Source organism: Haloglomus salinum (assembly GCF_024298825.1).
Lineage (GTDB): Archaea > Halobacteriota > Halobacteria > Halobacteriales > Haloarculaceae > Haloglomus > Haloglomus salinum.
In genome coordinates, this window is the sequence record NZ_CP101153.1 from 1,763,725 (window position 1) to 1,776,621 (window position 12,897).

Here is a 12,897-nt window from a genome sequence, read left to right on the forward strand (position 1 = left end):
ACGATGTCGTAACCCAACCCGTCCGAGCTAAATGGGTGCCAGGGGTCAATCGGAGGGAGTCTGCCCGACGCCGAGGGTACCGGGAACGCGGTCCCACACGAGCACCAGAGCGACGATGAGCGTCGCAACGACGACGAGGACTCCGGACTCGCCGACCCACGTGGTTGCCAGTGCCCCGCTCGAAAACGTGTCGAACGGCCCCTGGATGACGGCGTTCCACGCGGAGTGACCCAGTATCGCCGGCCAGATGCTCCCGGTCTCCAACGTCCACGCCGACCAGAGCACCGTCAGCGAAACCGCCACGACAACGAACGATGCCGCGGAGAGCGCCCGTGATCGTCCTGCAGCGTATTGGCCAGTCAGGATCAGGGGGACGTGCCAGCAGCCCCACAGAACCCCGCCCGTGATGATTGGGGCCGGGACCCCGGCCTCGACCAGCCGCGAATTCATGTATCCCCGCCACCCGATCTCCTCCCCCGCTGCCGAGATGACACCGACGACCGCCCCGACGGTCGCGGCGAGGAGTAACTCGCCAGCGAACGCCGATATCGGGTTCGGCGCCCCTGCTGGAGTCGAGAACTCGACGAGACCGAGCCCCCAGGCTGTGCCGTACGCGATGGCGCCAACGACGACCGGGAAGAGGATCGCCAGGAGCACTCGGACGGCCACCGTGCGCTCCCGAAGCCGGAACGACAGATCCTCGAACCCCTCGCCGTTCGCGACGCGTGCGATTCCCGAGGCGAGCGCGGGCACCCACATAAGTGCCAGCACGTACTCGAGTTGCTGTCCGATAGGGGTACTGGCGCGGATGATCAGGGACAGGAGCGGGACCGACCCGAGCAGGACCAGTCCGAGATAGAGGATGAGCCCCCGTCGGGCCGTCCGCACGTCGTCCTGGGTCGTTGCGTGTCGAGCGAGCATCTACGCACCCTCCTGCCGTTGTGGGGAGAAATCTGGGGCGTTCGTCCCGCTCGCCCACCGGCGGTAGTACCATGCCGTGAGGGCGAGGACCGGAATCCCGACGACCAGCGCGAGCTCAGAGACCGGGACCCCTGCCACGATGATCGGCTGCCAGTTGAACGTCCCGTGCAGGATGCCGACGAACACGACGTTTCGCGTGTACTCGTAGAGCACCCCGAGGACGAGCCCCAGAAGGACGATTCCAAGTAACGACTGGGCGATGGCGACCGGCGACGTGATGCCGCCGATCAGGACCCGCTGGGGGATGTGGATGAGAGCGAACAGCATCACGCCAACGAGGATCGCCCCTGCCTTCCTGATTCGACTGTCGCTGGCATCGAACAGCGCGATGGCCTTGTTCTGGAGGTAGCCACGGAACGCGAACTCCTCGGCCATTCCGTTGAACGCGAGATACGCGATCCCAGCGACCGCCCACATCCCGGCCGGCGTGTACTCGTCCGAGAGTTCGATGCCGATTTCCTCGCCCGAAACCAACACCGTTCCGGCACCGACGACGTTGAGCAGCACGTAGAGCCCGACGACGGCGAGCATGCCCGGAAAGACGTGCTCCCGACCGAGGCCGACGTCCCGCGCGGTGACCCCATCGAGTCGGAGGGCGACCCAGCCGACGCCCGCGATGACGGCGAACGTCGCCGACAGGACGACGAAGAAGCCGAACTGGCTCTCGAGGTGTGGATAGATCGCGAGCGGGACGACCACGATGATCAGTCCCGTTACACCGAGCAACAGCGCCGGTGGTCCCAACCGTCGCTCGAACTCGATCGACGATTCTCCGTCGGTGGATCGGGAGGTTGAACGTCTGGTCATGGTGTTAGTCCGTCGGCTGTGGGCGTCTCAATCCGTCGCCATCCGAGAGCTGACGTGCCCCTGCCTGCGCGGCGCCGGTGACGTCACCACGAGCGAGGCTCCGCCAGCCGAACGCCACCAGGAGCGCGCCGACGAGGACCGCCCATGCCACGAAGCGGGCGAGTTCGCCGGTCGGCGTGAACATCCCCTCGACGGGGTAGAGCCCCTGCCCCGCGTTCACGCCCGCGTGGAACACCATCGTGAGCAGGACGCTCCCGCCGGTGCTATTGTACAGCAGCGTCGCGACGATCGAGATGCCGATGACGATGACGGCGTAGATTGGCAGGTCGACCGCCCAGCCGGTGACACCTCGTTCGATGATACCTGCGGGTGCGTGCCAGACAGCCCACACGACACCGATGATGAGACTCGAGACGAGGGCGCTGTATCGCTCCTGCAGGTAGGGAAGCGCGAACCCCCGCCAGCCCAACTCCTCGTTGCCCCCGCCCCAGAGGAAGATGTTGAGATACGCCAGGGGGATGGACGCGAGCGGATTGACCTCGCCCCAGTTCAATCGTCCACCGAGAAGCAGGTGGACGCCTGCCATGAGCGCGTACAGAACCAGCGGAAGTCCGAACGCGGCGAGCCACCAGCGCGGCGCGACGCGCCACCGGAGCACCTGCGAGAACCATCCCTTCAGACTTCCGCCCGTCAGGTAGGTCACGATGGCGGCCGAGACGGGCGGCCCGAAGCTCCCGGCCACGAGGACGAGAATCGCGGTCGTGTTGTACGCCATCCATCCTCGATCGATCGCAGTCAGTACCGGAAACCAGATTCCCCAGGTGATCGCGTAGGCACCGACGAAGAACACGAGGACCGGGTGCTCCTCGATCCGCTTGCGAACCGAATGGATACGACTCATGGCAGCTCACATCTCCTCGTCGTCTCCCCGGAGGAGCTTGGCGGTGTAACGCGCGTGGAATCGGGCGAGACTGTTCAGGAGGCTGAGCGCAACGAACAGGAATACGACACCGACGACGGAAGCCACGAGTGCCTCCGGGAACGTGTCAATGACCCATGGGCCGACGGTGTAGTCGCCGTCGACGACAACCCCACCGATTCCGAGGAGCACATCTGGATCGTCGTAGATGAACGGGGCTGTCAGGAACGCACCCGTAACGGCACCACTGACGGTGAGCGCGACGAACGAGACCAGTCCGAACCCGAACTTCGCGAGCACGAGGATGACACTCGTCCAGGTTGTCCGAGTCGTTACGAGTCGCTTGACAGCATCGACGAACCCGTTGCCCGGGAAGACGAGTCCGCTGGAGATGTCGAACTCTGTGAGGAACGTCGGTACCGTGGCGTTCACGCCGCCGAAGTATCTGGCCAGAGCAGCTTCGAACCCAGCGACAGCGGTCGCAGCAAAGAGCGTCACGAGGAGAATCGGCAGCCCGATCCACGTGATGAGTAGCCCGACGCCGAGCGCCACACCGACGACGAGACCGACGAAGTACACGAGTCCGAGCGGGAATGCGAGGGCGAGATACAGGAGGTTCTTGTACGTCTGTACCCGCAGCGGAGCACCGAGGCTTCGCCGAAGGGCCATAGAGAGCGTGGACTCAGCCGCTCCCGAAGACTGGCTGGAGGCGGGATTCGAGGCCATCACGGCTGGATATATAATTCGAAATACGTTAGCTCCGAGGACCATTCTCAGCCTGCTGGAACGGGGAGTGCAATCTATTTCGCTGCAGTGTGACTGTCTAGCATGGTCGGACGAACCGAACTCAAGAACGCAGCCATCGGCGCGGTGGTAACGATCGTCTTCTCGTTCACGGGCTTCTCGGCACTGCTCGGTGGGGTGATTGCGGGCTACCTACAGCAGGTGCCTCCGAAGCGCGGTGTGAAGACCGGAGCCATCTCGGGCGGGATTGCGGTCGTTCCGATACTCCTCGTGCTCGGTCTCGGATTCGGGCTCTTCCTCCTCCAGCCGTCAGCACTGGGGGCCCCCGGAGGCGTGGAACTCGCCATCATCCTGTTGGTCATGTTCCCGTTACTGTTCGGCTGGATCATCGGATTGAGCGCGGCTGGGGGCTACGTGGGCGCGTATCTCTACTCAAACGCACAGTCGACGAGCCGTGAATCGGGAGCTCCAGGGGAGCGATAGGGACGTCAGAACTGGTGCTCTCCATGAGAACCGCCGACCTGGATTCACACTCCGTCGAGCCCCTCATGTTCCGGGGCGGACTTTCCCTCCTCGGGGTGTTTATCGCGTTCATGGCGATCTTCCTCGCCGGCTGGACTGCCTACGTCACGCCGACACTCCAGCACGTGTTCGGGTTGTCGTCGGCCGATCCGTGGCGAGTCGTCCTCAATGTGTTTCCCGGAGCGATCATGCTGAGTGTCGGGTACGTCGTCCTCCGTCTGGAAGGCATCCGCTCTCGGGATGTCGGCCTCTCGTGGCCGCACGCTCGGTCGGGGACTGTCTGGTTCGTCGGCATCATCATCGTGCTGAACGTGCTGCTCCTCTTGGTCGCAGTCGTCACCGGGGGCCAGCTGTCGTGGAGCTACACGGACCAGACACCTGTCTTGATCATCGTGTACGCCCTCATCAACTGGATCTTCGTCGGTATCGCCGAGGAACTCGTCGCCCGAGCCTACCTGCAAAACAAACTGATTGCACTCGTCTGCGGCGGACAGGGTCGCTTCAGGAAGGCTCTCGCAATCGTCGCCGCCGCCGTGTTGTTTGCCCTCTGGCACGTCCCCCAGCGACTCCTGGTCGCCGGACTCGATGTGCCGCAGCTCCCTTTGAACATCCTTCTGTTGCTCGTGGCGGGGCTCGTCTTCGGTATTCTTTACGAGACGACCCGGAACGTGGTTCTCGTCGGACTGCTGCACGGTGCGTACAACTTCGCGCCGATCGTGGCTAACGTTCGGTACGCTACCGAGGGGTCGGCAGATATCCAGTTCCTTCTGCTCCTCGCTGTGGCTGGCCCTGTCATCATCGGGGTCTGGGGGTACTACCGGTGGGCACACGACCGTCGGACCAGCGATTTCCGACCACCGGTCGCTGGGTGATTAGCTCACGGCCCGAGTCTCGACGTTCGCGCGCCGGCACCCAACAGTACGCTGATACCGCGGGCATACGCTGCCACCGCGGACACGTGTTCTTGGCTGGCGCGGGCCTTGCGGTAGCTCCAACCTGACCTGGTGGGCCCTGCCGGCACCCTTCTGTCCCTGCTCGGCGGACTGGGTCCGCCAGTCTCAGACAACACCCACTACGAGCGCCCTCCGACGACAGAGGTGACGAAGAAGATTGCCGACATCGAGACTCCGATATATTCCCGGTGAAGAGAGCGTAATCGGCTGCTGAATCCATCCTCTGTATCGGTCACCGCCGTACTGACAACTGGTAAGAAGGTAGCGAAGGTGCTGCTGAACTCACCCTCTATAGTCCGCACGGCATCCGTGTCAGTTTCTAAGGGAGTCAACAACGCCACGCTTCTTTAGATTCCTCACCCCGCTCGCTCCGACTCCAACTCCCCCCGCGCGTACTCGAACGTGAGCACCTCGGTCAGCCCCGGCGTGTCGAGTTTGTACTCCCGTGGCGCCATGTTCTCGCTGTAGGTCGTCTCGACGCGTGGCTCGCCATCGGGGGCATCGTGCAACGCCGTCAGCACCGCGTGCCCATCCGCCCGCGTCTTGACGATCCACCAGGACTCGATGGGGTCGCAGGCCGCGATCGTGTCGAAGTCGGACGGAATCGCCTCGGCGCGGTCGTTGTTGATGCGCTCGGCCTCGAGCGCGGCCACCACCCCACCGTCATCGTCCAGCACCGCCGCATCCAGCCGGCCCTCCTCGACCTCGTGATAGCGCCGCACCTCGGCCCCGGGCGCGTCGGGGCCGACGAACTCCTGGTCGAGCAGTCGGGCGCCGACCTCGACCATCCCGACGTGGAGACTCGACTCCGAGAGATCGCCCTTGCCGTCGCCGTGGGCGACGCCCTCCCGGTGGCCGACACCGATTACCTCGCGCCCCTCGGGCGTCACGGTCAGCAGCTTGTGCGGCCGGCGGCAGTCCTCCCGCAACAGTCCGTCGTCGACGAGGTCGTCGACGGCGCTCGTCTCGATGCCGACGTACGCCTGCAGTTCGGTCATCGAGTCCCAGACGATGTCGTACTCCAGGTCGGGGTCGAACCGCTGCTGGTGGGCCATGTAGACCGCCGCGAGGAACCTGAGCTGCGCGTCGGAATAGTCGCTGGCCGCGCGCTCGCCGGTCGTCAGCTGCAGGTCGAGCGCACAGATGGGAATCGACTCCCGGTCCACGTCGGCCAGCGAGTGGTGGCACTCGATGGCCCGACGCATCCCCTGGCTGGTCGCCGCATACCGGTTCTCGCACTCGGTGCAGACCAACGGGTACGGCGGCTCGTCCAGATACGTGACGGGGTCGGGGAACCGATTCGAGTTCGGAATCGGCGACGTGGCCGCGGCGAGCGCATCGCTCGCCGCCTGCTCGGCGGTGTCGGGCTCCTCTGGGTCGGGGTCGCCAGCGGCCGGGCGCCCGATATCGACGCCGTGGGCCGCCCGGGTGCGCTCTCTGGTCACCGCCAGCTGCGACTCGAACAGCGTCGCCTGCGTGCCCGTGAGCGGCTCGTCACCATCCGGATGGCCGGCCGGCAACGGCGCCGATGCCAGGACGAACGGCTGTGGTTTCGCGTCGGCGAACGGCGCCGCCGGCCGGACGAGCCACTCGCCCCGCTCCAGGTCCCGCAGCCGGGCGGCCACCGCATCGGCATCGCGGTCGCGGGTGGCCAGCCGCTCGGCCAGGCGCCGGTCGACGCCGACGCTGCCCGTGATGATGGTGCCGACGTCGTTGAGCAACTCCGCGTAGACGCGCGGGTGGTGCTCCCGGACCTGCTCGGGGAACTGCATCGCGAGCGTGACCGCGAGCCCGAACGCCCGCCCCTGCGAGAGGAGCGTATCGAGGATGCCGGTCGTCGCGATGTCCGCGGCCTCCTCGATGTAGCAGTTGACCAGCGGTGGGTCACCGTTGCTGGGCGTCGCTTCGGCGCGCCGTTCGAGCGCCCGCCAGAGTTGCCCGAGGATGGCGACGGCCAGCAGGCGGCGGGCCCGGTCGCCGTAGCCGCTCATGTCGAAGACGATGACGCAGTCCTCGTCGAGGTGCTCGCGGAGGTCGAACGCGCCGACGCCCTCGTCGTCGGGTTGGGCGGTGAACAGCGGCGCGAGCCGGGCGTCGTTGGTCGCCGTCCCGATGCGGCGCGTGGCCGCGCTCATGATCGTGTCGAACGTGTTGGGGGCGTTGGCACTGATACTCGCGAGCTTCTGGTGGAGGGTGCCGTCCGAGACCGGCGGCGGATTGCCCGTCTCGTGGAACCGCGTGGCCGCCTCGAGCACGTCGTGCTGGGAGACGCTGTCGGCGCCGTGGACGGGGTCGAACTGTGCCGTGACGATGTGCTCGATCGCCTCGACGGCGGCCTCGGCGCTGTAGAACTTCTCCTCGCCCATCGCGGCGGCGAGCGTCTCGACGTACGCATCCGTGACCATCCGGACGGCGCGTTCGCGGGCGATGCCCGCGTCCAGTAGCGGCTCGATGGAGAGGAAGGGGAGGACGGGCAGGTACTCCGCGCAGTCGAAGTAGTGGATGTCATCGAGGGTGTCGTACTCCGCGAAGTGGGTCCGAGCGTAGTCCTCGGGCCCGCCGTCGCCCTTCGAGTCGATGTAGATGGTGGCGCCGTCGGTCGCCGCGTGGTTGGCGAGATGCATCCCCTGGCCAAGCGCGGTCTTGCCGGCGCCGGTCGTGCCGAACAGCGCGGTGTGCAGCGGCTGGACAGCCGGCGGGAGGGTGAATGCGGCGTCGAGTGTGGTTCGGTCGGCGGTCTTCGGGTGGCCGACTCGCATGCCCGGCGTGTCGAGGTAGTCGTTGAGGACGCTTCGGGGCGGGAGTTCGAGGCCCGTGCGCTCGGCTGGGGTCGGGTCGAGGGCGCGCCGGGCGGCCGGTCCGAGTCCGGGGCCGTCCGTACAGCAGCATGCCCCTAGTGCGGCCGCGTCCATGACGAGGGCGCGGCTGGCGTTGGCCGTCAGCGGCAGTTTCTGGCGGGTCGGTTGCGGCTCCGTGTACACTGTGCGGGCGAACAGGTCATCCCGGACCCGGCACGCGGCGTCGCTGCCCGGGGCGTGGACGGTCGTGTCGACCCGGTAGTGGTCGCTGCGCAGGGTGGCGAATGCGTCGTCGAGGGCCCGGGCCGTGGCCGCGGCCGCGTCGGACTCGGTCGCGACCGTGATGGCGCGGGCGTTGACCGTGAACGTCGCGGTGGGGTCGACGGTCGCGAGCTGTTCGAGCCGGCGTCGATTGTCCCTCGACAAGTCCGGGTCGGTGATCTGTGGCGCCGGATCCCGCCCCGCGCTGGGTTGCTGGCCCGGCGGGCGCCGTCGGCGAGGTGTGGTCCCTCCCCTGTGCGCGGTGTCCCCGTCGTCACGGTGCTCGCCGGGCTCCGGGAACAGCTCGCTGGAGATCTTCCCCCATAGCGTGTCCCTCCCCTCCTCGAGCTGGGTCGTCCGGTCGTGATGCTCGCCGCCCCAGTCGGCTTTCGGCCGGACGAGCAGTTGCAGGATGGCCCCCGCGTCGTGGGTGGCGAGGCTATTGAGGGCAGTCGCCAGCGGCCAGCTGCCGGCTCCGTCCTCGCTGTCGAACGTCTCGAGGGCTGGTAGGGGGAGTTGCCAGTCGCCCGGGCGCTCGCCGACACCCCGGTACTCCACGGCTGCGAGCGTGTTGTCGGGCGCACCCAGGCCGGCCGGCTGGTCGAGGACCGTGTGATGCTGGAGGTCGGCGCCGGTGAGCTCGAACGAGTCGGGCAGGGCCTGGCGCAGCGTCCGCTTGAGGGCCGCCCGGTCGCCGTTCTCGACGCCGGCGTACCAGTCGAGGCGTCGGTCGCCCGTCGGGCCCGTCTGCCCGGTCGCGACGAAACAGAACTCGTAGGTTGGCGGTGTGTCGGCCCGCAGGCCGCCATCATCGCGCCGGTGGAGCTGCCCGAGCGCGTGGCTGACGCGTTCGGGGTCGAGGTGGGCCTCACTGGGCTGGATACGGAGGTAGGGCTGTGCGTCATCGTCGGTCGTCGCTGAAGCGGGATCGCGCTCTGTCGCCATGCTTGGTGTGGGAGCAGGTGGTATACTGGGCCCCCATCTGGAAGTTTCGGGCTCAGCCGCGCCAAAAAAATGTAGTGGGATCGATCGGGGAGCGTGTGCCGTAACTCGGGCAGGTGTTGCCCGCGTGGTCGAACGGTTCTACAGACCGGGGTGCGCTCCGCACACGCGTCTGTGGTCTATCGCTGTAGCGTGGGACAGGTGGCCTGCTGTTCGAACGCGGACCCCCAGTAGCGTGGAGGGAGTCAGGCTGGGGCGGCGTGGATGGCACGGCGCTCGGCGGGACGGCGGCCGTAGCGGGGCGCCGAGTCGGGCGAGGCGACCGCGCTCAGCAGGGTGATGGGAGACTACTTGACGGGGCGCCAGCGTTCGCGACGGTGGGTCGGGCCCGGTGCACGACTACAGAGTCGAGAGACGGTGTTTCACCCGCGAAATCCCTCGATTCGGAACGCAGTGGTCGCGTGGCCGCGGAACCGGATCGCCACGGAGCGGGCGTCACTGGCAGAATCGCCGGGCTCGCCTCGTTTCGAATCATACGTAGACTAAGAGGATGGCGGTTACTCTGGTCCCGGCACACGGCTACAGACCCGACCCGTACGGGGTTTCTCCGATCTCGATACTTCCTCTCCATCTTCTGAATGGTCACCAATCAGACTGGCTCGATCGGCCGCGAACGGGGCGCTGACGGCGGTTGGTGTGCTGGCAGGGACGGAGCGATTTCCGACTCGCTGTGGCCGGCCGGGCCGCCATGGTCGGATCCGCTCAGCGGCCGCAAATCGGCCGGTTCGGGTCTGTAGTGATTCGGTGTCAGGGCGCCGTCCGTGACTGGCCATCGACACGTGCATCCCTGTCTGAGCTCCGGGGCTGCCGTGGGGACCGTGGCTCACCGCTGCCGCGTGTGCGGACGACGAGCCGGACACCCGCTCGACGACCGGAACCCTCCCCGCCGTGTGACGACCCGGTCGTGGGAAGACTGGACCAGTGGCCATTTTGTTTAAATATCCACCCCACGTTCGGCCACTTGCACCGCTCTTTCGGTGCATCCCACCCCCTCTTTCCCCCACCCCGCTTTTCATGCCTCGGTAGCGACGCGATCGGCTGGTGTCTCGTGTTATGTGTGCACGCTCCCCAAGAACTACCTGCCGTCCGCTCCGTTGCCGACGCAAGCTGGGAGGATGGGGACCGAGGACGACGCTGGGGATGGGGACGGGAGCCCCGACACGACGACGTGTCACGAGTGTGGCGTGCCGATTCGAGTGGCCGCGGACGAGACGGAGGTGGACGCGCTCGTGGCGCACTTCGAGCGCGAGCATCACGACGACGACTGAGCCGCACTCGTCGGCTTGCGGGTGCGAGTTGTGGACGGAGGCCGGTTACGACCCGATCACCACCGCGTGCCAGCAGGCGGTGCCCCGGGCGACCGGACGGTCGCGCAACTGGAGGAGACCCTCGGGGCTGGCACGGTGAAGTTGAGTTGTCGGCTGCTAGGTCGTGCGGCTTCGGGAGGCGAAAGGTGGGCCGTACCGCGACTCTGAGGTGCGGAGTGGGGGATGGATTCCCTCTCCCGCCTGTCCTGCTCTTGTTGAAAGCCCCCAGCGGCTCGACCGTGCCGGGACTCGCTGCGCTCCTCACTACGTTGCGGTGCTTACGTCGCCCGGGCCGGATCGAGCCGCTGGCCCCTTTCAGTCCCGCCCGGGTGGATGGTCGGTCGCGCTGCGGGTGCGCTAGCCCGGTGTGTTCGTGCGTTGGACTGCCGGCCGAGCGGCGAGAGGAAGTTGGGTCGGTGTGTTCGCCGTGGGTCTGCCAGCCGAGCATGCGATGGGCTAGTCGGTGTGTCCGTTACCGTTGGACTGTCAGGCGAGCATTAGTCGGGGGTGGGTCGGCTGCGCCTGACGGCTCGTCACGCGCGGCACGTGCGGGCGGGCGCGTCCCTCGGCACCGACCATTCCGGGCTGCCGGGCTTCCAGTAGGTTCCGGGCTCCGGTCGCGCTCACCCACAAGGGGTTGCGCGCGACCTGCCGGGCGTCTGCTTTGCCGCCAGCGGGTAAGCGCGGGGGGTTGCGCAGTATGCTCACCCCCCACGCTTACTCCGCTGGCCGGTCGCGCCCGCCCGGTTGCCGCGCGTGACTGGTGGGGGTCCCGAGCAGACCGCGCTCTCGCTCGCGCCCCTGCGGGGCGCTCGGAGGCGCGAGCGAGAGCGCTGGTGCTGGTTCGGTCGTGTGGTCGTGTGAGGAAACCCCGCGTTAGGGCGCGGGGGGTCGGGCGCTCGGTGAAGCGCCTCCGTGCTACCGCAATGTCTGTTAGAACCATCTTCGGTGAAGAAGTTTCGGACGAATCGAGTGACAGTCAGGCGGTCGATGCGCGGAACGTGGACTGGCGGGCGTCGTGCCCGGAATGCGAGGGCCGTGTGATTTCGGAGGACGTCGAGGCGGTGTGTGCGGACTGTGGGCTTGTCGTGTCGATCGATGCCCTGGAGCGGAAGCCGGGGCTGAAGGCGCACGCACCAGCGGGGACGGAGCGCGACGGTGAATGGGCGGTCGAGCCGACGAAGGAGCTGCGGGTCGACAAAGGGCTGCATACGACCTTCTTCCTCTCGACGGACGGGAAGGGCAATACGCTCTCCCCGGAGCGGAAGGACAAGATGGAGCGGCTGCGCCGTCGCCACAAGCGCTTCACCATGCACGACAAGCGGGACAAGCGCCTGAACGAGGGGTTCCGTGATATCGGGATGCTCGGGGCGAACCTCGAGTTGCCCGAGCACGTGACGACGGATGCGTCGCGGTATCTGGAGGCGGCGAAGGAGGCGCGGCTGCCGGGCGGCCGGATGGCATGGGAGTCGCTGGCGGCCGGGGCGGTGCTGCTGGCTGGCCGGAAAGCCGGTGTGGAGCGCAGTCCTCGGCAGATCGCCGAGCACGCGAAGACAAGTCGTGAGCGGGTGTGTGCGGCCGCCAGGAAGATCCGAGTGCAGACGGACGTGGACGTTCCCCCGGTGCGAGACAGAGCGGTTGATCGGGTGGTCGCGGCGCTGAACGATGAACTGGACGTGGCGACCGGCATCGATCTGGTCCGGGTCGCGGAGCGGCTGATGGACGTGGCTGACGAACGTGCCATCGCACCAGGCACGGCGCGGATGACCGTGGCCGGGGCGGCGGTGTATGCGGCAGACCGGCTGACCGACGGGAAGGCTGTGACCCAGGCCGAGGTGGTCAGGGCAGTCGGCGAGACGGTACCGACCTCGAAGTGGAAGATCGCGAACTACTCGCGGGAGCTGCACGACGCGAGTGAGCGGCGTCACCAGCCGACGGCGACAGTGGCCGGGCTGGTCGCGGACGACTGAGGGGGATGCAACCCCTTCGTTTCGGGTCCACGGCCCCGCGACCCCGCCGCCCCACCCTCCGCTCCGTGCTCGCTCGCTTCGCTCGCTGCGCGCGCAGCCACGACCTCTGAGGGAGGTGGTCCAAGTTGGAGGCTACAAACAGAGGAGTCGGTGTTCACGCCGAGAGGCGGTCGAGTCACTCGAAGACGTCGCAGCCGGTGGACAGGAAGCGCGAGAGTGCGCTACCGCTGGTAAGGCGGTGTGGCTTGTGGGCCGACAAGGTGCCCTACCCCAGTGACGCCGAGTTGCACTGGTGGGAGAGTGGCGACGGCTGGTTCCTCGAGGTCTGGGGGAAGACCACGGCCGGTGGGGATCCGAGGATTCGCGCTGCCTATATTAGAACGCGACCCGCCCAGCCGTTTCACCGACCGCGTGGTGGCTTCAGCCTCTCAAAGGAGCGTCTGGAACTGCCCTTGTCGGTCGTCGGTTCCCATATCTGGATGCTTCAACCCCTCAAAGGTGCGTCTGGAACACGGCGGATTGAGCAGCATATCCTGCGCCGTCCGGTAGCTTCAACCCCTCAAAAGTGCGTCTGGAACTGGAATCTGCCCGTGAAATCGGCAGTGTACGGTCTGCTTCAACCCCTCAAAGTGC

Annotated in this window: 9 protein-coding genes; 4 read left to right on the forward strand and 5 right to left on the reverse strand. The window is 66.9% G+C overall.

Annotated features, from left to right (window positions below; genetic code table 11):
* Positions 1 to 45 precede the first annotated feature (45 nt).
* The 4 genes from NL115_RS08555 to NL115_RS08570 are packed head-to-tail and all read right to left on the reverse strand — an operon-like array spanning position 46 to position 3,433.
* Positions 46 to 921, reverse strand: coding sequence for a CPBP family intramembrane glutamic endopeptidase (locus NL115_RS08555; RefSeq protein WP_254832762.1), 876 nt, complete (start codon positions 919 to 921; stop codon positions 46 to 48).
* Positions 922 to 1,788: a CPBP family intramembrane glutamic endopeptidase gene (locus tag NL115_RS08560; RefSeq protein WP_254832763.1), complete on the reverse strand. Its 867-nt coding sequence runs from the start codon at positions 1,786 to 1,788 to the stop codon at positions 922 to 924.
* Between the two features lie 4 nt (positions 1,789 to 1,792).
* Positions 1,793 to 2,689: a CPBP family intramembrane glutamic endopeptidase gene (locus tag NL115_RS08565; protein WP_254832764.1), complete on the reverse strand. Its 897-nt coding sequence runs from the start codon at positions 2,687 to 2,689 to the stop codon at positions 1,793 to 1,795.
* Between the two features lie 6 nt (positions 2,690 to 2,695).
* Positions 2,696 to 3,433 (reverse strand): sensor domain-containing protein, encoded by a 738-nt coding sequence (locus NL115_RS08570; RefSeq protein WP_254832765.1) that lies wholly within the window; start codon positions 3,431 to 3,433, stop codon positions 2,696 to 2,698.
* A 102-nt stretch (positions 3,434 to 3,535) separates the two neighbouring features.
* Here NL115_RS08570 and NL115_RS08575 point away from each other — a divergent pair, with 102 nt between their 5' ends.
* On the forward strand, positions 3,536 to 3,934 hold the full coding sequence (locus NL115_RS08575) for a DUF5518 domain-containing protein (protein WP_254832766.1): 399 nt from the start codon (positions 3,536 to 3,538) through the stop codon (positions 3,932 to 3,934).
* Positions 3,935 to 3,957: 23 nt separating this feature from the next.
* Positions 3,958 to 4,845: a CPBP family intramembrane glutamic endopeptidase gene (locus tag NL115_RS08580; RefSeq protein WP_254832767.1), complete on the forward strand. Its 888-nt coding sequence runs from the start codon at positions 3,958 to 3,960 to the stop codon at positions 4,843 to 4,845.
* 437 nt (positions 4,846 to 5,282) lie between these two features.
* Here NL115_RS08580 and NL115_RS08585 read toward each other — a convergent pair whose 3' ends face one another.
* Positions 5,283 to 8,930, reverse strand: a complete 3,648-nt coding sequence (locus NL115_RS08585; protein ID WP_254832768.1) for a type IV secretory system conjugative DNA transfer family protein — start codon at positions 8,928 to 8,930, stop codon at positions 5,283 to 5,285.
* Positions 8,931 to 10,102: 1,172 nt separating this feature from the next.
* Here NL115_RS08585 and NL115_RS08590 point away from each other — a divergent pair.
* Complete coding sequence (locus NL115_RS08590; RefSeq protein WP_254832769.1) at positions 10,103 to 10,255, forward strand: hypothetical protein; 153 nt, start codon at positions 10,103 to 10,105, stop codon at positions 10,253 to 10,255.
* Positions 10,256 to 11,334: 1,079 nt separating this feature from the next.
* Positions 11,335 to 12,264: a transcription initiation factor IIB gene (locus tag NL115_RS08595; protein ID WP_254832770.1), complete on the forward strand. Its 930-nt coding sequence runs from the start codon at positions 11,335 to 11,337 to the stop codon at positions 12,262 to 12,264.
* The last annotated feature ends 633 nt before the right edge of the window (positions 12,265 to 12,897 follow it).